The 24,698-nt window shown below is 70.7% G+C and carries 18 protein-coding genes and 2 pseudogenes; 16 read left to right on the forward strand and 4 right to left on the reverse strand.

Annotated features, from left to right (window positions below; translation table 11 throughout):
- The 3 genes from ACH47Z_RS33090 to ACH47Z_RS33100 form a co-directional block, all read left to right on the forward strand.
- Positions 1-207 (forward strand): anthrone oxygenase family protein (locus ACH47Z_RS33090; protein WP_399080351.1); only part of this gene is annotated, 207 nt, incomplete at its 5' end.
- A 232-nt stretch (positions 208-439) separates the two neighbouring features.
- The gene (locus ACH47Z_RS33095) at positions 440-865 is read left to right on the forward strand and encodes a DUF4267 domain-containing protein (RefSeq protein ID WP_399080354.1); all 426 of its coding nucleotides are present in this window, start codon (positions 440-442) and stop codon (positions 863-865) included.
- 143 nt (positions 866-1,008) lie between these two features.
- Positions 1,009-1,305 (forward strand): recombinase family protein, encoded by a 297-nt coding sequence (locus tag ACH47Z_RS33100; RefSeq protein WP_399080355.1) that lies wholly within the window; start codon positions 1,009-1,011, stop codon positions 1,303-1,305.
- A gap of 265 nt (positions 1,306-1,570) precedes the next feature.
- Here ACH47Z_RS33100 and ACH47Z_RS33105 read toward each other — a convergent pair.
- A pseudogene (locus ACH47Z_RS33105) lies at positions 1,571-1,799 on the reverse strand (IS5/IS1182 family transposase); the annotation flags it as partial.
- Positions 1,800-2,176: 377 nt separating this feature from the next.
- On the opposite strand from ACH47Z_RS33105, the gene ACH47Z_RS33110 reads away from it, so the two are divergent.
- The 5 genes and pseudogenes from ACH47Z_RS33110 (at position 2,177) to ACH47Z_RS33130 (ending at position 7,725) form a co-directional block, all read left to right on the forward strand.
- The gene (locus ACH47Z_RS33110) at positions 2,177-3,289 is read left to right on the forward strand and encodes an acyltransferase family protein (RefSeq protein ID WP_399080357.1); all 1,113 of its coding nucleotides are present in this window, start codon (positions 2,177-2,179) and stop codon (positions 3,287-3,289) included.
- Positions 3,290-4,085: 796 nt separating this feature from the next.
- A pseudogene (locus ACH47Z_RS33115) lies at positions 4,086-4,409 on the forward strand (multicopper oxidase domain-containing protein); the annotation flags it as partial.
- A 560-nt stretch (positions 4,410-4,969) separates the two neighbouring features.
- Complete coding sequence (locus ACH47Z_RS33120) at positions 4,970-5,701, forward strand: BPL-N domain-containing protein (RefSeq protein WP_399080359.1); 732 nt, start codon at positions 4,970-4,972, stop codon at positions 5,699-5,701.
- Between the two features lie 278 nt (positions 5,702-5,979).
- Positions 5,980-6,111 (forward strand): hypothetical protein, encoded by a 132-nt coding sequence (locus tag ACH47Z_RS33125; RefSeq protein ID WP_399080361.1) that lies wholly within the window; start codon positions 5,980-5,982, stop codon positions 6,109-6,111.
- Positions 6,112-6,366: 255 nt separating this feature from the next.
- Complete coding sequence (locus ACH47Z_RS33130) at positions 6,367-7,725, forward strand: HEAT repeat domain-containing protein (protein WP_399080363.1); 1,359 nt, start codon at positions 6,367-6,369, stop codon at positions 7,723-7,725.
- Between the two features lie 391 nt (positions 7,726-8,116).
- Here the strand turns inward: ACH47Z_RS33130 and ACH47Z_RS33135 are convergent, their stop codons facing one another.
- Positions 8,117-8,641, reverse strand: a complete 525-nt coding sequence (locus tag ACH47Z_RS33135; protein WP_399080366.1) for a transglycosylase SLT domain-containing protein — start codon at positions 8,639-8,641, stop codon at positions 8,117-8,119.
- Between the two features lie 605 nt (positions 8,642-9,246).
- On the opposite strand from ACH47Z_RS33135, the gene ACH47Z_RS33140 reads away from it, so the two are divergent.
- The 5 genes from ACH47Z_RS33140 (at position 9,247) to ACH47Z_RS33160 (ending at position 14,382) form a co-directional block, all read left to right on the forward strand.
- Complete coding sequence (locus ACH47Z_RS33140) at positions 9,247-9,789, forward strand: HEAT repeat domain-containing protein (protein WP_399080368.1); 543 nt, start codon at positions 9,247-9,249, stop codon at positions 9,787-9,789.
- Between the two features lie 49 nt (positions 9,790-9,838).
- The gene (locus ACH47Z_RS33145; protein WP_399080370.1) at positions 9,839-10,645 is read left to right on the forward strand and encodes an MOSC domain-containing protein; all 807 of its coding nucleotides are present in this window, start codon (positions 9,839-9,841) and stop codon (positions 10,643-10,645) included.
- Positions 10,646-11,065: 420 nt separating this feature from the next.
- Positions 11,066-12,178, forward strand: coding sequence for an ABC transporter substrate-binding protein (locus ACH47Z_RS33150; RefSeq protein ID WP_399080372.1), 1,113 nt, complete (start codon positions 11,066-11,068; stop codon positions 12,176-12,178).
- A 231-nt stretch (positions 12,179-12,409) separates the two neighbouring features.
- Positions 12,410-13,612 (forward strand): MMPL family transporter, encoded by a 1,203-nt coding sequence (locus ACH47Z_RS33155; RefSeq protein WP_399080374.1) that lies wholly within the window; start codon positions 12,410-12,412, stop codon positions 13,610-13,612.
- Between the two features lie 203 nt (positions 13,613-13,815).
- Positions 13,816-14,382 carry a hypothetical protein gene (locus tag ACH47Z_RS33160; protein WP_399080376.1) on the forward strand — a complete coding sequence of 189 codons (567 nt, stop codon included), beginning with the start codon at positions 13,816-13,818 and terminating at the stop codon, positions 14,380-14,382.
- Here ACH47Z_RS33160 and ACH47Z_RS33165 read toward each other — a convergent pair.
- Together ACH47Z_RS33165 and ACH47Z_RS33170 are read right to left on the reverse strand one after the other, a co-directional pair.
- Positions 14,331-19,217 carry a trypsin-like peptidase domain-containing protein gene (locus tag ACH47Z_RS33165; protein WP_399080378.1) on the reverse strand — a complete coding sequence of 1,629 codons (4,887 nt, stop codon included), beginning with the start codon at positions 19,215-19,217 and terminating at the stop codon, positions 14,331-14,333. The genes ACH47Z_RS33160 and ACH47Z_RS33165 overlap by 52 nt on opposite strands.
- Before the next feature lie 7 nt (positions 19,218-19,224).
- Positions 19,225-19,536 (reverse strand): trypco2 family protein, encoded by a 312-nt coding sequence (locus ACH47Z_RS33170; RefSeq protein WP_399080380.1) that lies wholly within the window; start codon positions 19,534-19,536, stop codon positions 19,225-19,227.
- A gap of 213 nt (positions 19,537-19,749) precedes the next feature.
- On the opposite strand from ACH47Z_RS33170, the gene ACH47Z_RS33175 reads away from it, so the two are divergent.
- From ACH47Z_RS33175 to ACH47Z_RS33185, 3 genes are all read left to right on the forward strand, one after another.
- The gene (locus ACH47Z_RS33175; protein WP_399080382.1) at positions 19,750-20,712 is read left to right on the forward strand and encodes an alpha/beta fold hydrolase; all 963 of its coding nucleotides are present in this window, start codon (positions 19,750-19,752) and stop codon (positions 20,710-20,712) included.
- A 288-nt stretch (positions 20,713-21,000) separates the two neighbouring features.
- Positions 21,001-23,565 carry a Helicase associated domain protein gene (locus tag ACH47Z_RS33180; protein WP_399080384.1) on the forward strand — a complete coding sequence of 855 codons (2,565 nt, stop codon included), beginning with the start codon at positions 21,001-21,003 and terminating at the stop codon, positions 23,563-23,565.
- 85 nt (positions 23,566-23,650) lie between these two features.
- Complete coding sequence (locus ACH47Z_RS33185; protein ID WP_399080386.1) at positions 23,651-24,661, forward strand: LacI family DNA-binding transcriptional regulator; 1,011 nt, start codon at positions 23,651-23,653, stop codon at positions 24,659-24,661.
- Positions 24,662-24,698 lie beyond the last annotated feature (37 nt).

Below are 24,698 nucleotides of genomic sequence, written 5' to 3' on the forward strand. Positions count from 1 at the left end.
GTCGTCACCGCCGGCGCCCTGCTGACCCTCAGTGTGGTCATGTCGCTCCTGCTGCTCGTCCCGATCAACAACCGGAACAAGACGTGGACCCCCGAGAACCGGCCCGCCGACTGGAAGGAGCAGATGAACCGCTGGAACCGCTGGCACTACGTCCGCGTCGCCGTGATCATCGCCGCCTTCGCCCTGCTGGTCGCCGCCCTCGCCTGACCCCGCGGACCGGCGCCGCGCAGGCGACGCACAACCCCCGCTCCCCGGGCGGCAGCGGGCCACCGGAATCCCAACATCCGGGAATGCGGCTGCCGCTCAGATCCCACAACTGCGACCCCGACACACCACGCCCCTCGATCAGCCGCGTCCGCGCGGCCTGATCAGGCCCCACACGACTCGGCAGGCTCCACGAAGCTCACCAAGTCGGCGAAGACTCGCAAGGAGAAGAACAATGTCGCTGAAGAAGATCAACACCGTCCTGGCCGCCGCCTTCGTCCTCTTCATCCTCTGGTTCGGGACGGAGTTCATCCTGAGCCCGGAGACGACGGCGCCTGGCTTCGGCCTGCCGAGCCGGCCGTCCGGCGACGGAGAGGGCTTCCTGATCATCAAGGGAATCCGCGACGTCGTCTTGGCCCTGGTCCTGGGCATCCTGCTGGTGACGGGCCACCGCCGGGCGCTGGGCTGGGTGCTGCTGGTGGAGGCCCTGGCCGCGTACGGCGACATGGCCACCGTGCTGGCCCACCACGGCTCCGTGGCCACCGCGCTCGGCGTCCACGCCCTGACCGCGACACTGATGGTGGTCAACGGCCTGCTGATAATGCGCGAGACCCGCAAGGTCGCGGCCGCTCCGGCAACGTCCGCCCCGCAGCCCGCCTGACGCCACCTTGGCGCGTGTCGGTATTCGCCTGCCGGCGCCCGCCGGGAAAGGCGAGGCGCACGATTTTCTTCCAGTGGGCGGCGGCCTGGTCCCCCTCTCTCCGGGATGGCGCAGCGCGGCCCCCTGTCGCCAAGCTCCTGCGCGTGCTGGCGCCCGCCAACCGCGGGCCCGGACAGCCGGGGCGGCCTGGCACCTCCGTTCCGCTCGCCCTCGCGCCGGACACCCCGAACGCCGACATCCGCATCGGGTACGCGAGGTGCTCGACGCTCACCCACGAACTTCAGTCCCAGCCCGACGCGCTCGCCAAGCACGGCATCCCGCGCGACAAGGTGTTCTCCGAGAGGATCAGCACCCGCGTACGGGTCCGCCCCCAGTTCGAGGCCGCGCTCGCCGACCACCTCACTGCCCACGGCCTGGTCTTGGAGACCAGCCCGACCTGATCATCCCCACCGGCAAGCGCAAGGGCCAGGCCCCCAGCGTCGCGAGCATCTACCGCGCACTCGACGAACACGAGAAGAAGGGGGCGTACCCCGAAGCCGTCGCGGCGGCCCCCGCCGACTTCGTCGACCTTCAGCCTCCGCCAGCACCTCCAGGACCAGGTCCTCCAGCCCACACAGACTGAGTAGCCAGCAAGATCAATCGCTTGGCGCCAACCGCTGTTCCGTTGTTCCCCGGGGCCGCCCTCAGTCTGGGACAGCAAACTGCAAGGCGCCAAGACATGACGGTGGCCATGGCCTGTTCACCCAGGGCCCGGATCTTGGCGTGGGAACGGTTGCCCACCTGCTGGCCGACGGACAGTTCGTCCCAGCGGCCCCGGGTAGATCACCCGGCCAGACGGATCGGTGATGACCCGCACGTTCACCCCGCGCCTCTTGCGCTTACCCGAGTAGGAGGGTCGGTCGACGGCGATCCGGTCGATCGGTAGCAGGGTGCCAAAGTCCCCTGTCCAGTCCTGGTTGAGTTGGCCAGTTGGGCTTTCCTCTGCATGAGCTCAGGTCCATCCACCCTGGCCAGATGAGGAGTATGTCGGCCTGTCTGCTGAACCCCTGAGCCGGACGCCACGTACCAGTCACGGCGGGTGGCATCGTGCCGCCCGCCGTACCGCCAGGGAAACGGGTCGGCAGGCACACGCATGCCGCAGGTCGCGTGGTGCAACGCCTGACAAGGCGTCGGCTGCATGCGGCAAACGGTGCCCGGAGAAAGGGTTGAACGATTTCAGTGGATTCGAGTCGTCCGGTCGGCAGTTCTCTCGACTTGGCCACGCCAACGGGGCAGGAGGTGACGGCGAGCGGAGCACCAGTCCGTCGGCAAGTGCTGGGGCTGGATGGTCTCCGGGGCCTGGCTGCCCTGTATGTGGTCCTGTTCCACTGCTGGCTGTACACCTTTCCGGGATACCCCGACAGTTCGGCCCCTCCGTGGCTGGAAGGGCTGATGTTCGGGCGCCTCGCCGTCGTCTTCTTTCTGGTACTGTCCGGCTTCTCCCTGGCGATCTCACCGGCGCGTCACGGCTGGCGGTCCGGTGGCTTCGGCCAGTTTCTGCGCCGCCGCGCCTGGCGCATCCTGCCTCCGTACTGGGCGGCACTGGCCATGAGTCTGATCATTTCCTGGTCAGTGGTGCCGGCTTCGCACTCCGGGCCACCTACCGGCACGTCAATTCTGGTGTACGGCCTCGTTGCTCAGGACATGTTCACCGCCCCGACACCCAACGGCGCATTCTGGTCGATCGGCGTGGAAGCCGAACTCTATCTCCTCTTCCCCCTTCTCCTCTTTATCCGGCGGTGGTGGGGCGCGGCGGTCCTGGTCGCGTGCGTGACGCTTCCGGTGATCGCCCGAGGCCTGATGGCAACGGACGCATCCCCTGTGGAAGGCGACAACTGGCTCGCTCCACATCTCGCTCCCGTGTTCGCCGCAGGCCTGGTAGGCGCAGGGATCGTCGTTGCGTCGGACAGAGTCCAGCGCCTGCCGTGGGGATGGTTCGCTGTCCTGGCCGCCCTGCCCGTCCTGGCTCTCGGCGTCATGCAGGGCTCTGTTTGGACGGTGAACCACTACTTCTGGATCGATCTCGCCATCGCTCCCGCCCTGACGATGCTGCTCGCCGCGGTCGCCACGGGCAGACCCGCCATCCTGGTACGGCTCCTGACCACACGCCCCATCCAGAGTCTCGGCAGCTTCTCCTACAGCCTCTACCTGATTCATCTGCCGATCGTCATGACCGTAATTCGCCGACTGGCCCCGCATTTTGTCTCGCCCGGCCTGCCCGTCTTCTGGTTCACGCTTATCGTGGCACTAACGGCTTCGGTGCTCGGGGCATGGCTCTTTTCCAAGACCTTCGAGATACCTTTCCAGCGGAACAGGTCATGGAGATCTCTGATCGAAGTCCTACCGCGAGGTCGCCGGCGCACTGGGGCCGGACTCCCCCGATGACGACGGCGGCCTGCACATCGTCGTCGGAGCAGACGTACACCTCCTGGGACTGCCTCAGGTACCAATTGTTGTTGTGGGGGTACTGGTCGGAGAAGGACAGGATCGGGCCGAGGACTCCGTCAACGTGGGCCGGCCCACGTGCGGGTCCAGGATGCCGATGCCGAGCACCGCGGCCGCGCTCGCGTGGCGCCAGACGTCGGTATCGCTGTCCAAGCCAGCCCGTGGGTTCTCATGATCGGCGGCTTCGGCAACAGTCGTGATCCCGACCGCCCGCGAGCTCCTCGCATCCGGCCTCAACCCCCACTGCGGTCACATGGCGCAACCGCAGAGCTCCTTCCTTCCCGCCCGTGCCCGCTCACGTTCGAGGACCCGGTTAGCGCGGATGGCTCATGGGTATGGCAGAGACGCATTCCCCCACACCTCGTAGCGACCGCATGTGTCGGGCAGAGCAGACACCGTGGCCGGCGGTGCAGTGCAACGAGAAGACGAGCGACACGTCCGCCGAGGCGGAGCACATCGCCTCTGGCCATCGGGGGGTGGTCCGTGGAGGAGTCCGAGTTCCATCGGGTGTGCCGAGACGCGATGCGTGAAACCGCGTCCCGGATGGAGAAGCCGAGCCGCCGCCTGCTCGAACTGATCGAGCGGCTCCGCGAACTCGCGCCGTTCGGGGGACAGTTCGCGGCGCTGCTCACCGAAATCGCCGGCGAACTGGCTCGTGTCCGCGCAGAGCGGCTGACGGACCTGCGCACCTTCAACATCGTGCTGTTCGGCAAGACCGGCGTCGGCAAGAGCCAGCATGTCGTCCATGGCGATGATCAGCACGACGCTGGGCGCCAAGGAGATCTGGACCATCAAGAACAGCACCCAGCTGGAGCACTCGTTCCACCTGCACGACGTGCCGTTCCAGGTGGTCTCCGTCAACGGCGCGGATCCCAGCGGCGTCGACCTCGGCTGGTACGACACGTTCGAGGTGGTCGGCGGCGGATCCATCGAGATCGCCATGGAGTTCGCCGACTTCGCCGACTTCGCCGACGACACATACATGTACATGCTCCACTGCCACCTCCTCCAACACGAGGACGAGGGCATGATGGCCGCCCTCATGGTGACCGAGAGCTAGCGTCCCGGTCCTGACGTCCTGGGCCGCCCCGTGCTCGCGGCTGGTCGACCGGCCCTGCGCTCGCAACGGCTGACGCTCCCCCGGCCGCTCGACTACTCAAGGCGGCACAGCGCCGCGCCGCCGACGCGCCGCTGCTCGACCTCGTCGTCGAGGCCGAGGCCGAGGGCCCCGTATGGCGCGGCGAGCCCGCGGACGCCGAATGGCGGCTGGGCACAGCCACCACCACTGACGCGCCTTCGTCGACGGCGTCGGCACGAGGTGTCAGGTGCCGGACGGAATCTCCGGACGATGCGAGGGTCCGCCCGCAAGGAGAAGGACTCCTGGTAGGAGGGGGGTTGTCCAGGCATGGGCCTGCCCCGCCTCGGCAAACAGGGTTCGGAGAGTTCTTCTCGGCCGGCGGTCGTGGAACCGGACAGAGCCCCCGCGCATCCTCCCGTTCGGCCCGTCGACGCTGGACAAGGGGAGACCGCCTCCTCATCGGAGGCCGGGGAAATGGGGGGGACGTACGCATAGTCGGCAGGCGGAAAGTGTTGCTCGGCGCCGGAGTCGGGATCCTCGGCGTGGGTGGAGCAGTCCTTGCCGCGGCCCGCCCGTCGGGGACCAGCACCCCCACAGCCCGCGGCAGGCCGGTCAAGCCACGCGCCGTCGTGTTCCGGGGAAAGAGCCGGATCGATGCATCGTGTGCCGAAGCTGCGTATCAGCTGATAAAGGATCACGGGGGCTTCACCGTCGAGTACGCCAGGCCTGGATTCGACTCCGACACGCTCAAGGGCGCCGCTTTGTACGTCCAGCCCGGCGGCGGGGACGTCGCCGCCGAAGTCCTCCATGACATGGGCGCATCCGCCGTTCGTGCCATCCGTGACTACGTCGCGGCAGGTGGCCGCTATCTCGGCCTGTGCCTGGGCGCGTACCTCGCCGGCCCGTCAGTCGACGACGACCCGACGAAGCCGGGTATCGGACTGGTCCGGTCCGTTCCCCAGCAGTTCCTGGACAGCGACGCCTCGGAGGTCATCCCCGTCATCTGGCTGAAAGGCCAGCGCGCACGGATCTATTACCAGGCAGGTCCGTACTTCAGCCGTCAGGACGGCAGCGTTCTGGCCACGTATGCCAAGAACGGCGCACCCGCCGCGGTGATCACACGCTTCGGCTCCGGCACCGTCTGCCTGGTCGGCCCGCATCCGGAGGCCGACGAGTCGTGGTACGAGGACGAGGACCTCGACTGTCCGCAGGGGGCCTACCCCGAACTCGGACTGCAACTGATCGACAAGGTCATGGCCTGGAAGCGGCGGTGAGGACCTGTTGGGTGAAGGCCGCGGCGGGTACGAGACGGGGTTGTTGACGTCGGCCATGGCGTACGCGGCTGTCCGGCTCGCGGTTCGGCGGTGCCGGATCTCCGGGGGCTCGCCCGGTTTTCGCAAGGGGCTTGTCGGCGGGAATCTCACGTCCGGGGCGCTTCGGAGGCTGGGAGCCGAGGCCCGGTCGCTGGCACCCGGACACCGCCGCGTCCGGGACCGCGTAGGGCCACCGGTGGATCTGCGACCTGCTCCCGGACGGGGCCGGCTCGACGGTCGTGACCGAGATCTTCGGCGGTTCGCGCAGGCCGGAGGACAAACGCGCGGAAGTGGACAGCGGGCACGCCTGGTGGCACACACAAATGGCGAGCACCCTGGAACGCCTCGCCGAACTGTGCGCCGCCCGGTGAACGCCGAACTCGACGCCGTCAAGGGCGCCCCAGCAACCCCTTCGTCGGCCAGAGGGTACTGAAAAGCCGGTGAGCGGGCATCACGACTGGGTCCGGGAGGACACGCCCCCGCGCGCATTGCCAAGCGGCTTTCCGTCACCCTCTGGATCAATGATGCTCGGCAGTATCCGCATCGCCTGATCACATCGCAGGGCACTGACGATCGCCGCCCCGGCCCCGGATACCGTGCTGTCCGACGGTTCACCAGGGGGGCAGATGGCAGCACCGCAGCGGGGACTGAACGACCAGCTCGTGGCGGCCGTGACCGCCAAGGACTCCGACACGGTACGGGCATGTCTGCAGGACGGCGCCGATCCGGACACTCAGGGCCCCGACGGCCTCCCGCTGCTCTGCACTGCCGTGGCCGGCTTCGACCACGAGACCGCCGAGGCCCTGACGGAGGGCGGCGCCGACTCCGACTCCGAGCTGCCGGACGGCACGACGCCGCTCCTGCGGGCCGTTGACCTCGGCTCCCCGGCGCTGGTCGACGCCATGCTCGGCAAGGACCCTCGGCTGCGACTCGCCGAGGCCGACCGGAAGCGGCTGCTCGACCTCGCCCGGCACTGGTACGAGACCGGAGAGGTCGATGAACTGCGCCGCCGCACGGGCGCCTCGGGCCCGGCCACCCGGCGCCTGATCGAGGACACCGAGGACACGTGCGTCGAGGAGGTCTCCCTCGGCGGGCTCACCGTCCGGGCAGGCCACAGCGCCGTCCTCACCTCGATGGAGCGGGCGTTCGGCGTCCTGCCGCCGGTGGCGGAGCTGGTGGCACGCGCCATCCCGTACCCGGACGAGACGCACGTCAACTGGTCCACCGCCAGCTACACCCTCGCCCACCGCCAGAGCCCGCAGGCCTGGTCCGCCCTGGCGGCCCTGCGCCACCACCCCGAACCCGTCCACCGCCGGTTTCTCGCCGGCGTCCTGTGGGACCGGAACTTCCTCGCGGGCATCCACAACCGCCAGGACACCGGCCAGGACCTCGAGTTCCTGGCCGCGTGGGCACTGGACGAGCCGGACGGCGAGGTGCTCGCCAAAGTCCTGGACGTTTACACGAACGAGGACCACGCCGGCCAGGAGGCCATCGGCCTCCGGTACGCCGACCACCCGGACCCGCGCGTGCGGCGTGAGGTGCCGTACTGCCTGAGCCAGTACCAGACCCCGCGGAGCGAGGCCGCCACCACCACCCTGCTCGCCCTGGCGCACGACCCCGACCCCGTGGTTCGGACCGTCATCGCCAGGGTCTTCGCTTTCCCGCGCGATCTCACCCCGGCAATCCGGGGGACCCTGCTCACCCTGATCCGGGACCCCGATCCCGGCGTCCGTGCCTGCGCCGCCGAATCCCTCTCCGGCTCGCATGACCGGACGGTCGCCGTCACGGAGGCTTTCGCCGCCCTGCTGGACGAGGAGGACCAGCTCCTGCCTGTGGAGGCCGCCTGCGCGCTCGCCCGTCGCGACGACCCGCGCACCGAGCAGGCCTACGAACGCGTCGGCCCGCTCGGCCCCGGGTTGGAACATGATCACCGCGTGGCCGCCCACTGGCGCTACCAGTGGCGCAACCGGCCCGACCGGACCTGAGTAGGCGCGGTCGGCGGTCTCGCGGCGACTCGGAGCAGGTAGTGCAGGTCGTACTGGTCGCGGGTGTACCAGATCAGAACCCATAAGTAACGGCGGGGCAGGTCCAGGGGCTCCATGCGCTGGTGGAACACCGTGCCGGGGTCCGCGCCTTCACCGGCTCTTTCGCCATCCGCACGGGCACCACGGCAGACAGTCCGCTATCGGGGCCGCGAATCCGGATCTTCGGGCAGGTGCGGGAGCTGCCTTCGGGGCCCGGCAGCGGCAGGTTCGAACCTTCGGGTGATGAAGCGTTCTTGTCCGCGCCGGCGCTGGGCCCGCAGCATCCCTGATCCGGCACGTACCTCGTCGGTCCTGGGGAGCGACAGTGCGTCGACGGGCGCCTGAACCTGGGTCAGTAGGCGGAGTTGACGTTGTCGATGGAGCCGTAGCGGTGGGCGGCGTAGTTGGCGGCCGCGGTGATGTTGGCCACCGGGTCGGTGACGCTGCGAGCGGTGCCGGAGACGTGGTAGGCGTTGAAGGTGGGGTCGATCACCTGGAGCAGACCCTTGGAAGGGGTGCCCTTCTGGGCGTTGACGTCCCAGTTGTTCTGGGCGGCGGGGTTGCCGCCGGACTCGCGCATGATGTTGCGCTTGAGGCCCTCGTAGCTGCCGGGAATGCCCTTGGCCTTCATGATCTGCAGAGACTGCTTGATCCAGCCGTCGAGCTTGTTGGCGCTGCCGGTCTTCTGCTGGGAAATGGCGCGGCTGCCGTTCCCGGAGGCCGTGACCGCGCTGGTGGTGTGCACCTGCGTCGCTTCGGCGGCCTGCGCGCTCGTCGGCATCAGGGTGAGGGCGGCGGCCGCGGCGCCTGTGGTGGCGATGCCGGTGAGGCCGAGGGTACGCAGGCGGGCGATGCGGGTGCGAGTGGTCTGGGTCATATGAAAGGCACTCTCCGGTAGGGGACATCGTCGGCGCTGGCCGCTGCTGGCGGCCGCGTGGGGTGGGGCTCCGTGCTACGGGCGGGAGAGGGAAGACCGGGCGGGAATCCGCTCGGTCCATCGCCTGGCTCCCGGCGACGACAGCAATGGTTAGCGGTGGCCGGAGCGGGGCGCAATGATGTGACGTACTACCCCACTTAGGAGAAATGTCTGGAATGCATGCTTATAGACATCTTTTTTCCTGTTCAAGGCGTTCTGCTTCTACGACCCTGGATAGGATGTGATCTGGCTCCTATGGGCAGCGTCACGACGCGACGCCCTCCACGGGCGGGCGGCGGCCCGGTTCGGCGGCCGTTTTCAGCACCCGCGCCCGGTCCGGACGGCGTCATCCCTGTCCGTGCGCCGATCCGGGACAGACACCGGCGAACACGGCCCGGACCCGGACCCTGGGCAACGTTGTCGTCACGGAGCGCCCAGGGCACGGGATCTTCCAGGGCGGCCCGGCCGCCGTGATCACGCCAGACGGGCAGAGATCAGCGGCCACCTGCCGCGTGGGCGCGGAAATCCCTTTGCCGGGACTCGCCGCGCGACTTCAGACTGAGGCCATGCTCGGATTCGTCAGGACCGACAACGAAGCCCTCGTCTCGTGCCTGGGCGATCCTCAGCGCACGGCTCCGGCATACCGCGAGCTGCTGCGACGCGGGGAGAACGCAGCGAGCGCCATCCGCGCCGGCCTGCGTGACGCGAATCCGGCCGTCCGCGAGCATTGCTGCCGTCTTCTCGACCACCTGGTCGATGCCGAGTCGATGGACGACCTCATCACCATGGCCGACGACCCCGATCCCCGCGTCAGGATCGCCGCATTCCACGCCCTGGCCTGTGACCGATGCAAGGACGACACCTGCGCACCGGGCCCGGACCGGGTCCTCGGACCCGCACTGCATCACCTGGACTCGGACCTCGACCCCCACGTCCGGGCCATGGCCGCCGAACTCGTCGGCAAGTTCGCCCACTCCGATGCACGCGCGACGGAGGCATTGAAGCGGGCCCACGCCCACGACCCGAGCCCCGCAGTACGGAAGAAGGCCGGTTGGTTCACTCCCGGCGGGACCATCTACGAGCGGACCCTGCCACCCACGACCAGGTAGAGGGACAACCCTTCGTCGTGGTGCTGCCGTTGTCCGGCAGGATGGCGGGATGAAGATCGAACTACTGTGCCGATACCCGGTGAAATCCCTGCTGGGCGAGGAGTTGCCGCGCGCCGAGGTGACCGAGCGAGGGCTGGCCGGGGATCGGGCGCTGGCTCTGCTGGACCTGGCGACCGGCAAGGTGGCCAGCGCCAAGTACCCAAGCCGCTGGCGGGAGTTGCTCCAGCTGTCGACGGCTACGGGACCGGACGGGGTTGAGATCACCGGACCCGAAGACCTGCGGCTGCGTGCCGCCGACCTCTCGGACGCCTCGGTGACACTGTCTCGGCTGCTCGGGCGCAAGGTCGCGCTGATCGACGAGCCGCCCGCCGAGGGCGAGCTCGACCGGGCCGTACCGGAAGAGGTGCTCGCCGCCGGGACAGCGGCCGACGTGCCCTACACCGTGAGCCGCTTCGGCAAGGATGCGCCCACCGGGACGTTTTTCGACTTCGCGCCCGTACACCTGATCACCACGGCCACGCTGGGCCGTACGGGCATGGCGTGGCAGCGGTACCGGCCCAACCTGGTGATCCGGACAGACACGGCCGAGGGCTACGCCGAGAACGACTGGCTGGACCGGGAGTTGCTGGTCGGCCCGCAACTGCGACTGCGGGTGACCGCGTTGACCCCGCGGTGTGCCGTCCCGACCCTGGCGCACGGCGAACTGCCGCCGGATCCAGAGGCGTTGCGGGTGGTTGCCCGGGAGAATCGGGCCGAGCCGCTGCCGGGGGCGGCCGCGCTGCCGTGCGCCGGGGTGTACGCGCAGGTGGTGCGGCCGGGCTGGATCGAGCTGGGGGACACGGTCAGCTTCGGATGATCTGACCGAGTACGTTGTCGAGCGACCGGGAGATCCCCGTCGCGGCCGCCCGGATCTCGGTGCTGAGCCGGTACGCGTCTGCCGACACGACGGCCCGCTGTACCTGCAATCCGCCGACACCCCTGGTCATCCCCTCGACCACCGGTGGCGCATGCGGTGTGGGGAAGTACACGGTCGGCTCCCGCACCTCTGGCCTGGAAATCTCTCCGCCGCGACGTGAAGAGGGGGCGCAGGGGTACCTCGACGATGTCGTCCTTGCAAGTCCCTCAGGCTCGAGCGGCGGCGCGAGGGCCGGCTGACGGCCACGGGACGGGGCGCTGAAGTCGACCGTTCTCGGCTCGGCTACTCTCGGCGCCACCGACGTTCACTCTGCGATCCGGGCAGACTGCCACCGAATCGTCACTCGGGAGACGGCAACGCATGAATGCGCCACCATCGGCACCTGGAGCGGAGCGGACTGACGAATCAGCCGTCCGGATCGGCGCTCTCGTTCCGCTGACTCGGCCCGGCTGGGTCGAGGCAGGCCGACACTTGCTCGCCGGACTGGAGCTGGCCGTTCGCGACGTCAATGACGCCGGCGGGATCGTCGGAAGGCCACTCGAGCTGGTGGTCCGAGACACCGCGGCTGATCCACACAGGGCCGCGGCGGCCGTGGACGAACTGGCTCGCCTGGGTGTGGCTGCCTTGGCAGGGGAATATCACAGCGTCGTCGCTCGCGCCGCTGCCGCCAGGGCCGACGCCCTCGGCCTGCCGTTCCTCTGCTCGTCAGCGGTTCTCGACGGGCTCACCGAACAGCCGACGGAATGGGTCGCGCGCCTCGCGCCGGCGCAGTCCCACGGCTGGCAGATCTACGCGGACTTCCTCCTCAGCGCGGGCCACGGTCGAATCGCCGTGGCAGCCCAGCCGAGTGTCTACTGGGCATCTGGAGCCCGCATTCTGCGGGACTACCTCGCTCCACGCGGCGGCACCGTCATCGAACTCGACATGGGCGCGCTCACCCCCACGGAGGTGTGCGACGAACTCGTCGACAACCGCGCGACAGCACTCCTTCTTCTGGTCGGCCACCCGGAGCCGGCGGTGTCGATCGTCACGTCCGTCCGCCGCGACCGGCGCCTCGCCGAGATCATGATCGGTGCTCCGGCCGGGCAACCGGAGTTCGCCGAATGGGGGGCGTTGCTGGGCAACGAGAGCGCCGGGATCCCGTTCCTGCGCTATCTGCCCGAGCGCCTCAGCCCACTCGGTTCACGGGTCGAGACGGCTCTGCGCGAGCGGCTGGCCGAAGCGCCCTCCTTCGTCGCCTTCGAGGGCTACGACACGGTCGCCGTCCTCGCCGATGTGCTGCGTTCTCACGGCGCGGACCGGGCGCGCACTGCCGCATCCTGGCCGCGCGTCGCAGTCGACGGCACCCGCGGGAAGATCCGGTTCTCCCGCACGCCAGGCATCAGCGTGTGGCAATGGACTTGGCCGCCGGTCCAGGTCGTTGATCGAGATCCGGCGGAACCCGATCGCTTTCGGATCCTCCACGCCGGCTGAGAGAGCAGGGAGATCCGACGCCCCTGGTAGGACAGGTCTCGCCACAAGATCATGCCCGCAACCACCAGAGGCCGGCCGCGCACCGACCGTATGAGTACTGCGGTACTGGTCCCCGGACGGATTCGGTCCCGCGGTGCCGGAGAGGCGCGGAGGTCTGCTCATAGCTTGGGCGCAGGGCCGAGCGGGCCCTGATTCTCGTACCGCCCCTCTTCTCCTGGTGGGAGTACTTCCGTGGCCACCTTCCTCTACCGCCTGGGCCGGCTGGCCTTCCGGCGGCGACGGCTGTTCCTGATGGCGTGGATCGTCGTGCTGGCCGCCGTCGGCATAGGCGCCGGCAGCGTCTCCGGCACCACGACCGACGACTTCACCCTCCCCGGGACCCAGTCCCAGAAGGCGGTCGACCTGCTGGGGAAGGAGTTCCCGCAGGCGTCCGCCGCCGGCGCCACGGCCCGTGTCGTGTTCGAGGCACCCGGCGGGCAGAAGCTGTCCTCCGCGACCAGCAGAAGTGAAATCGCCTCCCTGGTAGGCGAGTTGAAGGCCACACCGCAGGTGGCGAGTGTCTCCGAGCCCTTCTCCAGTGGCCTGGTCAGCAAGGACGGCACGATCGCCTACGCCCAGGTCACCTACGACGTCCCGAAAGCCGACCTCACCGATGCCGCCCACGACGCCCTGAACAAGGTCGCGAAGGAGGGTGAGAAGGCCGGGCTGAGCGTCAGCCTGGGCGGCAACGCCGTACAGGACAAGGCCAAGAGCAAGGCAGGCGAACTGATCGGACTCGCCGTCGCCGCCGTCGTCCTGGTGATCACCTTCGGCTCGATGATCGCCGCCGGTCTCCCGCTCGTCACGGCGGTGTTCGGCGTGGTCGCGGCCATTCTGTGCATCACCATCGCGACCTCCTTCGTGGACATGGCCTCGGCTTCGTCAACGTTGGCGCTGATGCTGGGCCTGGCCGTCGCGATCGACTACGCCCTGTTCATCGTCTCCCGCTACCGGAGTGAGATCCGTGAGGGGCACGAGCCGGAGGAGGCCGCCGGACGCGCGGGTACGCCCTGTTCGCCGTTGCCCTCACAGTCGGCGTTCACCTGGCCTTCGGCCGCCGCACCATCCTCAGCGTCGGCATCGGCATCGGCACAGCCGTGTACGTCGTCCTGCTCGACACCCTCTGAACCACCTGGGAGAAGCGCCCCAGCCCACAGGGCGGGCTCATCGTGCACGCCCTCGACCACCATCAGGCCGCCGGCCCGGACAACGGCCTGCTCAAGGCACGAGGCAAGGCCCGCAACTCCCTGCGCGCCGTGCAGTTCTACGGCCTCCTCACCGTCCGATCCGTCCGCCAGCTCGGCTGCGGCAGCAAGTGCCGACATCGCATCGGGTCGCGGGCGCAGGGAGCACAACCGCTCCGCCAGGCCGGTGAGCCCGAAGTCGCCGCCGTAGCCGAGCGTGACATGCGTGCGATGTTCGTGTGTCATGAATCCTGTCCCCGTGATGGTCACCAGTCACTGCTCGCCGTCCCCGGTCCTGGCGAGCCATTTCTCGGGTGGTGGAGTCGGGGGTTCTCATCGATGGCGTGACCGGTCACCTCCGCCTCGGCTAGCCTTGAGCCGACAAGCTGATACGTCATCACATCGGGGGCGCTGATGACGGACGGGGCACAGAGCGGCCAGTCCGGCAACGGCCCGGGCTCGCACGGCGGCGGAGCCTGGCGTCACGTACTGACACCTGTCGTGATTTCCGTGGTCACCGGGCTGATCTACCAGTTCCACGGGTGCAGCCCCGACACGTCGGACCCAGCTCCGTCGTCCACCGTGACCGAGACCCTCGCCGCCGGTACGCCGGGCCCCTCCGACGAGGACGTGTCCCCGGCCCCCAGTGTGTCTGCCCGCATCACCCGCATCGTCAGCAGGGGGACGGATTCGGGGAACTCGTCGTACGTGGACATCCGGGTCGACACCGACATCGTGGGGCTGCGGGGCCAGGAGTGCGTGATCAAATGGTCCTCCTACTACCCGGCCGAGGACGGCCGGGGCGGGACCAACACCGGTTATTCCGGGAGCAGTTCGACGGGCCTGCTCAGCTACGACGACGAGACGCACTGGAACGTGCTCGCCGTACCCAAGGCCCGGTACTCGGGCTGGATGGTGCACGTCTTCCTCTACGGACCCGACGGCACGCTGCTGGCCCAGGAGGACGGCCCCACCGAGTGAGCCGCGGCCGCGGCGGCGTGCCCGTCCGCCGGTGAGGGCGCCGCCGTGTCGAGCATCAGCGCGCAGGCCTCGGCCGGCGTGTCCGGCCGACGGGCCGCCACCAGGGTGAGCACCTCGTGCCACCGGTCACCCGCCAGGGCCTGCCGCAGTGCCCAGTCGGCGGCCTCGCGGGCCGCGCGGTCGGCGCCGGGACGAGCGGCTTCGGCTGCGAGGGAGTGCGCGAGCCGGGCCCGGACGACGTCGCGTTGCCACGGGCTGCGCACCTGTTCCAGCACGTCCTGGGCGCCGGACCGCTCGTCGAGGCAGGCGAGCGCCCTCGCGGTCATGGTCACGCAGTCGAGGACGGGCTCCGGGAGGACGAACTCCTGCCTGCCGAGGGCAGGATGCACACCCAGGCGGCCCCGGTACTCGCGCAGCAGACTGGACGCCTCCTGCGCCTGCTCCGCCGCTCGGTCGGGAACGAAGACGACCGTCCCGGCGGCGGTTCCGGCGAGCAGCACCGGCAGGACGTCCCCCGCAATGTCACCGGTGCCGGACTCCGTCAGCCTGGACACGCTCGGCAGTTCGCCGACGCGGCACAACACCGCGGTGGCATCGGCGACAGCGGTGGCCGGCCTCTCGCCGACCGTCACCGGGTCGAGAGCCGCCGCCGCTGCCAACGCCCTGGTGGCGAAGCGGGCGGCGGCCTCCTGATCGAGCGTCTCCAGTGCCACGGCGGCCCTCGCGGCCAGTGGGAGCACGCTGCCGGGTCTCGCGACGGAGTCCAGTGCGTCGGCCAGTTGACCGACGGCCAGCGACACCGTCGTCCGGTCCGTGGCCGGGCAGTGACGCAGCAGGCCCATCACGCATTCCGCGGTGCTGCTCGGGCTCAGCACCGCGGAGGCGGTCCAACGGGCTGCCGACTGTCTCAACTGGCCGGCCGCCTCCGGGCCGTGGAAGCCGGCCGCCGCGATGAGCGCGAGGCACTCGGGAACCGCTGTCACGTCCGTGGCACCGAGCACGTCCGTGGCCAGACGCCGGGCCTCGTCCGGCCGGCCGGCCGCGACCGCGGCGGCGACCAGCGCCACCCACGTCCGCCGTCGCCATGCGGGATCCTGCACCTGCCCGAGCGCCTCGGTGGCGGTGGCGTCGCCCGCGCGTGCCAGAACCACGGCGCGGCGGCCGCGCATGTCCTCGGTGGACGGGAGGGCCTGGGCGGCGTGGGCTGCTCGGATCGCCGCTTCGGGATGGCTGTGAGCCAGTGCCTCGGCGCAGCCGATCAGGGTGTGCTGCCGGCGGTCGGCGAAGGGCCCGTACCGGCCGGGGCGGACGAGCGGCGGTGTGCTCTCGGCCTCGTCCGCGAGGGCGGCGGCGCGCCGCGGTTCCCGCTCGGCGAGGGCCGCGGCCACCTGGGTGAGCGTCGTGCGCCGGTCCAGGGGCTCCGCGATGTCTCTGGCCAGCGACACCGCCGTACGCCACTGGCCCTGCCCGGCGCAGGCCCGGGCGAGGGCGGAGCGCCAGGTGTCCGGTCCCAGGACGGGGCAGAGCACCTCCAGTGCCTCTGTCCTGCGCTCGGGCTGCCGGGCCAGCAACTCGGCGGCCGATTCGGCGATTCCGGTGATGGTGTCGCCGGTCGGGAACAGGAGGGCGAGCTGTTCCGCGTGGGTGGCCAGTGCCTGCCAGTGTCCGGCTCGGGCGAGCACGTCGAGTGCCACCGACTCCAGCCGGTGCTGTTCCTGCGTGCTCAGCGGTTCCGGTGGTTCGGCCAGCAGTTCTGCCGCCAGCACGGCGGCCTCGTGCGAGGTGGTGTGGGATCCGGAGTGGATCAGGGAGACGGCGGCGCGGATCCAGCCTTCCGGCTCGTCCTGCGTCCGGTAGCGCGCGAGCAGGTCCCGTGCCTGCTGCCAACGGCCGTGCAGGGCCAGCGCGGTCAGCGTCTGACGACGTACCTCGGGGCGGAATGGCTGGGGGTGCGGGAGCGCGGACAGGGCGAGTGCCTCGTCCCACCGGTCCACGGTGCACAGCGCCCGCACGCGCAGGGCAGCGCACGCACCCTCGCAGGGCCAGCCGGACGGTTCCGCGTCGGGACCGTGCGGGCATGCCTCCTCGATCAGCCGCAGCCCGTCCCGCGCGTTCGACGCTCGCGGAGCCAGGTCCAGCAGTGCGCGCCGCCGGGCTCCGGCGTCGGTGACGGTGCGTGCGGCCCGCAGCGCCTCGGCGGGATGCCCGGCCTGCGCGAAGGCCTCGCTCATCGCCCTGAGCACGGGGTCCCGGTGTTCGGCAGGCACATCCTCTACGGCCGCCCAGGCGTGCTCGCCCGTGCCCGCGGCGGCCAGTGCGGCGGGCCATGCGGTGCGGGCCGCGTCCGGCCAGTCGGGGGTGTCGGGGCTCGCGTCCGCGAGCAGGTCCGTCGGCCACCGGTGGCCCTGGCGCGCGAAGGCACTGAGCGCACGCACCAGGACCGCTGCCCGCCCGGCCGGGTCACCGCAGGCGGACCATATGGTGGACACGCCCGCGAGATCACCCACGGCGCCGAAGGCCTCGCCCGCCGCCGCGAGCACCTCCTCGGCCCAGGGGGCATCCGCGCGGCCTTCGGCTCCCTCCCGCAGGGCCGAGCGTTCGGCGGCGACCAGGGCGAGAGCGGTATTCAGGGCCGGTACCGCTTCCGGGCTGCCCAGCCGCGTCAGCAGACCACCCGCGCGTACGGCGGCGAGGGCGGGCGCCGATCGGTAGGAGGACGGCGCCGCGTCGTGCACGAGGGCCATCGCTTCCTCCGCCAGGCCGCGAGCGCGCCGCGGGTCGGTCCCGGCGAGGCGGTCGGCCAGTTCGATGAGCGCGAAGCATTTCGCCCCGCCGTCCGGCATCGCCTCGGCGAGCGCCTGTGCCCGGTCGGTCTGCCCCAGCCGGGCCCGTAGCAGGGCCAGTGCGCCGTCGTCGTCCGGGGTGCGTGCGTGCAGCCGCTCCTGTGCCGCGGCCAGCAGGACGGCGGCCCGCAGCCCGTCCTCGCCGCCGTCCCGGACGACCAGGCGCCGGGCGGCGCTCAACTCGGCCAGCGCGGGGCCGTCACCGAGCAGCCGGGACGCCATCCGGTCATGGCGTGCCGGGTCGGCGAGCACCCGGGCGATGCGCCACGGCTCGGCGGCCGTCAGGACCATGCGGCCGTAGCCGCTGAGCAGGAAGTGAGCGGTGTCCGGCGGCCAGCCGCGTTCCTGGTGGGTCTCGGCCCAGCGGTGAATGCGCTCCCGTAGCGCGGGGAGTTCGTCGCCGAGCAGTTCGAGCGCGGTGGCGAGCAGTGTGTCGTGCGCGAGGACGAGCACGGTACGCACGTGCGGGGCCTCGCCGAGGAAGACGGGGAAGGTGCGCTCGGCCAGACTGCGGCCGACAGGGCCGCTCGTCACCTCGTCGAGCCGGTGCGGCGGCATACCGGTCAGCGCGCACAGTTCGGCGCGGCTCAGGCCCTCGCCCGCCGCGGCGAGCAGCCCGACGACCTGTCGCTCGGCCGCGTCCCCGGCCGGCAGTTCCCCGAGTTCGTGCTCCGCCTCGTACCGCAGCCGGGTGGCATGCGGCGAAGCGGCCAGCGGGCGCGGGGCGCAGTCCCGTAACGGGTGGTCGCCCGGCAGGTCCGTGGGAAGTCCCGGCCGGGGGCGGCTGGTGACCAGGACGGACACGCCCTGCGGGAGACTGCGCGGCAACAGCGAGGCGATGCTGGGCCGGCGGGGGGACGCGCCTCGCGAGAGATCCTCGTCCAGCCCGTCCACGATCACCAGCAGCGGCCCGCGGTGCCGCTGCCGGCGGGCGGCGGCTTCCAGCAGCCGGTGCCATTCCCGTACATGGGCGCCTGGGGTGCTGCCCTGCACCGGGGATTCACCGGCTACGGCCGCCAGCTGAGCGGTCATCGCCTGGGCGAAGGCGTCGCTGTCGCACTGGCCGGCGTCGCGCCGTGTGATGAAGAAGGAGGCCACCGTCAGGCCCTCGGGCGGGTGCGCGGCCAGCCAGGCGGCGAATGCCGTCTTGCCGTGCCAGGGCGGCGCCTGCCACCACTGGTAGCCGTCCGGTCCCGCGCAGAACCGCAGCACCTCCTCCAACTCCCGCTCACGGCTGAGTAGTTCCGGCGGGGCGATGGAGCGGGCCTGAGCCCGATAGCCCTCCGCGACCCGGGCCTCGAGGGCGGAGGTCCCGACCCGTTCCGGCGGGATGGTCAGGCCCGCCCGTCGCAGCAGCGCACCGCCCGGACCGTCGGGCCTTGCCGCCCAGCCGTCGGCGCGGCTGACAGCCAGGGTGCCGGGACCCTCCGCGCGATGATGTTCCACGACGATGCCGATGACGCGCCCTTCGGCCCACACGGCCGCTCCCGACATGCCCTCCCAGGGCGAGCCGTGTTCCGTGCGTTCGGGCGGGGGAACCCGGAACTCCAGTGTGCTGCTACGGCGGTTGGACAACACCGGTACGTGACCCCAGGCGTGGCAGACATCCCGGGCCAGCGAACCGTCGGGGCGCTGCCGCAGCTTGAACAGCGGAAATCCGACGGCAGTACAGGTCAGCACCGCGTCGGTGTCTCCCGGTGCGCCGAACGGCACCGGCTCGACCGCAGGGGGCGCGGAGTGCGCCCCGGGGCCCAGCTCCAGGAGAGCGGCATCCGTCCGGCCGGGGCCGAACCAGCCCGGCCGGGCAGGGGCGCTCCACTCGTCGCTCCGGTCCGGGTTGAAGCGGACGACGACCGTCTGCCCGCCCCGCACGACATGCGCGGCGGTGAGCACCAGGCCGGCCGCGACGAGATACCCCGATCCCCGCAGCCGAGTCCCGTCCACACGGGTGACGACGACCTCGGCGACGCGGTCCGCCCGCAGCTCCGCCACCAGCGTCTCACTCTTCCCTGACGTCGCTGAGACCCGAGATCCACACCTCCGGCTGCGTGACACCGGCGGCAGTGGCCCGGCGCGGCTCCAACGTCAGCCGCACCGTCTGCGTGTCCTGCCTCCCCAGCTTGCCGTCCGCGCCCAGCTCGACGACCCAGAACTTCACCTTGCCGCTCGCCGCCGCGTCCCGCTGCACGCTGACGGTCAGCTCCAACTGCACCGGGCCCAGCGCGAACCGAAGGTCCTCGCCCTCGCCCGCCGCCATCGCCGTGGCCAGCTCGGCGCGCAACTGAGCGATCATCTCGGACAGTTCGATCACCGCTGCACCTCCGCACAACCCCCCGGCCCCGCCGAATCCGCATGCTAACAGTCCGTCACCCGCTGATGGGATGTCAGCAGCCGCCTTCGTCTCACTCGTGCGGGAACTGCCACCGCCGGCGACGGCTCCCCGCGGGGCGAACGGGGCGGGTTCGCGGCGGGCCCCGGACCGGTGGCGCCGCCCGATGATCACGGCGCGCGTAGGCTCGTGCCCATGGTTGAGCATCGCATGATCGACGTGAACGGTATCCGGCTGCACATCGCCGAAGAGGGCAGCGGCCCCCTGGTGGTGCTGCTGCACGGCTTCCCCGAGTCATGGCACTCCTGGCACCACCAGTTCGGGCCCCTGGCGGAGGCCGGCTTCCGCGTGGTCGCTCCCGACCAGCGCGGATACGGACAGAGCGACCACCCCGCCGACGTCGGCGCCTACAGCATCCTCCACCTGGTCGGTGACGTCGTCGCACTGATCCAGGCCCTGGGCGAGGACAAGGCGTTCGTCGTCGGACACGACTGGGGCGCACCCGTCGCCTGGCACACCGCCCTGCTGCGGCCCGACATGGTCCGTGGCGTGGCCGGGCTGAGCGTGCCGCCGCCCTTCCGGGGCACGCAGCCGCCGCTGGCCGCCATGGACACGCGGTTCGACGGCCGCTTCTACTGGAACTACTTCAACCGCCCCGGCGTCGCCGACGCCGAGTTCGCCAGGGACGTACGCACCACCCTGCGCAAGTTCTTCTACGCCGCCTCCGGCGACGCCGCACCCACCGGCGAGATCATGCAGCCGCTGGTCGAGCCCGGCCAGGGGTGGCTGGACACCATGCCCGACCCCGACGTCCTGCCCAAGTGGTTCACCGAGGACGACCTCGACGCCCTCACCGACAGCTTCTCCCAGGGCTTCACCGGAGCCCTCAACTGGTACCGCAACCTCGACCGCAACTGGGAACTCACCGCCCCCTGGCACGGCGCCACCGTCAGCCGACCCGCCCTGTACGTCTACGGCGACCGCGACCTCGTCCCCGCCTTCCCCGGCACACCCGAACTCATCGCGAAACTCCCCCACCTGATGCCCAGCCTGTGGCGCGAGCCCGTCGAGCTGGCGGGCTGCGGGCACTGGACACAGCAGGAACGCCCCAACGAGGTCAACACCGCCCTCATCGAGTTCCTCAAGGCCCACTCCTGAGCCCGGCCTGCCGCGCCAACCGGCCACGCGCTGGAAGCCGGCGCCATCGTGGTTGCCCGTACGTGACTCTCTGGCGAAAACAGCCGGTGTTCGTCCCCTGGCACACCGGCCCAAGAGCATCTGATGACACCCACGGCGCGGGAGCACGCTGGACTAGGCTGACCGACATCAGACAGGACGCCGCACGAGCCCAGGCGTGCTAGCCGCACGCCTCCGCGGCATGGGGTTCGCGGGGTGTCCGGTCGTCCGGTGGTGGTGAAAGTCGCCTCGAGCAGAAGGTCCTTCGGTATGGCGGTACGGGAGCTTCGTCCGCATCAGCGAGAAGCGGTGGACGCGGTACTGCGTGCCCTGGAGCTGCCCGCGGGAGCGACGGTGCCCGAGCGGGGACTGCGGACGCAGGTGGTCATGGCGACCGGCTCCGGCAAGACCCTGGTCGCCGTGCGCAGCGCGGAGGAGTTGCGGGCCGGCCGTGTGCTGGTGCTGGTGCCGTCGCTGGACCTGCTCGCGCAGACCGAGGCGGCCTGGCGTGAGGGCGGGCGCCGGGGTCCGATGATCGGGGTGTCGTCCCTGCGTGGGGAGCAGGCCTCGTTCGCGAACACGACGGATGTGGGTGAGCTGGTCGCCTGGGTGCGGCCGTTCGATCGGGTGACGGTGTTCGCGACGTACGCGTCGCTGGGGCTGGGGACGCTGGAGCGCGCGCACGCCGCCGGGCTGCCGGGGTGGGACCTGGTCGTGGTGGACGAGGCGCACCGCACCTCGGGGCGGATCGGCAAGCCGTGGGGGGTGGTGCACGACAACACGCGGATCCCGGCCCTACGGCGGCTGTACATGACTGCCACACCCCGACTGTGGCAGCCCGACGAAGGCCAGGCCGAGGCCGGGGGGCAGGAGGTGCCGGGGGAACTCGTGGCCTCCATGGACGACGACCCCGACAGCCCCTTCGGCAGCCGCTGCCACACGCTGACCCTGTCCGCGGCCATCGACCGGGGCATCTGCGCCCCGTATCAGGTGGTGTGCGTCGATGTCACCGACACCCATCTGCAGGCCGCCCAGCTCCTCGGCATCGAAGGCCGCTCCGACCAGGTGCGCGGAGCGAGGCTCGCCGCCCTGCAGACCGCACTGGTCAAGGCCTGCACCGAGGAAGACTTCCACCGCACCCTCGTCTTCCACCACCTGGTCAAGGAGGCGGAGGCGTTCGCCGCCGGGCTTCCGGAGGTCGCCCGGAAACTGCATGCGGCCGAGCCGGGGCGGTATCCGGCACGGGTATGGGCCCAGTGGCTCTGCGGCGATCACGCCCCCCAGCAGCGCCGGCTCGTCCTCGACCGGTTCCACCACGGCACCGGCGACGACGGCACCCCCGTGGACAAGGCCTTCCTGGGCTCGGTGAAGGTCCTCGGCGAGGGCGTCGACACCAAGAACTGCGACAGCGTGTACTTCGCCGACGTCCGCGGCTCCATGCCCGACCTGGTCCAGGCCGTCGGCCGCGCCCTGCGCATCCGGCCCGGCCACGGCAAACTCGCCTCGCTCGTCGTCCCCGTCCTGCTGGGGCCCGGGGAGACGCCCGAGACCATGCTCACCTCCCGCGCCTACGACGGGCTCGCGAAGCTGCTCGCGGCCCTGCGGGCGCACGACGCCCGCATCGTCGAGCGTCTCGCCGAACCACAGGCCCAGAGCCGCGCCAAGGGCGTACAGACCCGCACCGGCGAACACGGCGCCGACACCGACACCGGCGGGGAACTCGGCCATCTGTCGGCGCCGGCCCGGGCCCTGCTGAAGTTCTCCACCCCACGTGACCCCACACACCTCGCCGCCTTCATCAGCCTTCGCGTCCTCAACCCGGAGCGCGCCCACTGGCGCCGCGGCGTGGAAGCCGCCGTCATCTACCAGCGGATCCACGGCGACCTGCGCGTCCCCTTCACCTACCGCGTCCCCGCCCCCCAGACCCACGACACCCACACCGACACGGAGACACAGGCCGAACCGACCGAGGGGTGGCCGGCCTCCCTCGCCGGCTTCCCGCTCGGACAGTGGACCGCCGATGCCCGACGAGCCCACGCCCACGGCCGCCTCGACGCCGAACGCGTCACCCAGCTGGAGAAGCTGGGGATGGTGTGGTCGCACCACGACACCTCGTGGGAGGAGGGGCTCGCCGCAGCGCGTGGGTGGGCCGCCGAGAACGGGCACCTCCTCGCCCCCCTGGACGCCACCCACCAGGGGCACAAGGTCGGCATCTGGCTGAAGAACGCACGGGCCGCCGCCCGGCGTGCGCGCGAGAACGAACAGCGCCGCACCCAGGGCCGCCCGGTGACGTCGACGGTCGGCGTGCTGTCGGAAGAACGCCGCGAACAGCTCGAGGAGATCGATCCGTCGTGGTGCCCCACCTGGCCCGTCGCCTGGCAACGCTGCTTCCACCTCGTCCGTCAGCACATCGAGAGGACCGGCACCCTCCCCACCCAGCCGGGCGTGGTCGTGCACCAGGGCGAAGACCTCGGACGATGGGTACACCAGCAACAACAGCGCTACCACCAGCTCACCACCGTCCAGCAATGGATGTGCGAACACATCCTCGGCATCCAACCCACCGACGAGCACGAAACACCCCAACCGCGCCGTACGCACGCCGACAAGTGGGCCCTGAACCTGACCGCCGCCCAGCAGTACCACCAACGCGAAGGACACCTCCGCGTGCCGAGAAAGCACGTGGAGACGATCGTGGTCAGCGGCGAGGGCGAGGACCGGGAACAGCAGGCCGTCAAGCTCGGGGCATGGATCAGCAACCAACGCTCACGAGCCGCGACCCTCTCCCCCGAACGCATCCGACAACTCACCGACATCGGCATGCACTGGACATGAAACCGGCCGGACTTTCGGCCGCTCACATCAGGGGTGAAATCCTTTTCAGGCGCAGGGTACGCTGGTCCCCACACACGGTGAAAGGATGCGCACGCTGGTGGTGACGATCCATGACGTGGCGCGAGCCGCCGGGGTTTCTCCGGCGACAGTCTCGCGCGTCTTCAACGGCGGCAAGGTGACGCCGGAGCGCGCCCTGTCCGTCCAGCAGGCCGCCGAGGCCCTCGGCTTCGCGCCGAACCGGGTCGCGCGGTCGCTGCGCAAGCAGCGCTCCAGCTTGATCGCGCTGATCATCCCGGACATCGAGAACCCGTTCTTCACGTCGCTCGCCCGCGGGGTCGAGGACGCCGCGCAGCGCACCAGTTTCTCGGTCGTCCTGTGCAACTCCGACGAGGACACCGACAAGGAGCGCCGCTACCTCGAGGTCGCCCTCGGCGAGCAGATGGCCGGCGTGATCGTGGCGGCGGCCTCGCGGGACGAGACGGACCTGGGGCCGCTGATCGCCCGGGGCGTGCCCGTGGTCGCCGTGGACCGGCGGCCGCACGAGGCCGAGGTGGACGCCGTACAGGTGGACAACCAGCACGGCGGCGAGGCGGCCACCCGCCATCTGCTGCAGGCCGGTTACCGCCGGATCGCCTGCATCACCGGCCCGCAGGGCACGTCCACCTCCGAGGAACGCCTGGCCGGGTACCGCATGGCGCTGTATTCCTCGGCCGATGCCGCCCCGCTCGGTGACGCCTACGTACGGCACGCCGACTTCCGGGTCGAGGGCGGCCGGGCCGCGATGCGCGAACTGCTGGCGCTGCCCGAGCCGCCGGACGCCGTGTTCGTCACCAACAACCTGATGACGATCGGCGCCTTGGACGCCCTGCGCGAGGTCGGACGCACTCCCCCGGACATCGGTGTGCTGTCCTTCGGCGATGTGCCGTGGGCGTCGCTGGTGCGGCCGTCGCTGACCGCCATGGAGCTGCCCTCGTACGAGCTGGGCCGTGCGGCCGCCGACCTGCTGCTGCAGCGCATCGAGGGCAAGCCGTCGCCGCTGCAGACCGTGGTGCTGCGTACCCGGCTCCAGGTGCGGGAGAGCACCGCCGGTCCCTGAGCCGGCCAGGCACGCGAAGGGCGCGGTACCGGTCGAG

This window comes from Streptomyces sp. NPDC020192 (assembly GCF_044388685.1).
Classification (GTDB): Bacteria; Actinomycetota; Actinomycetes; order Streptomycetales; family Streptomycetaceae; genus Streptomyces.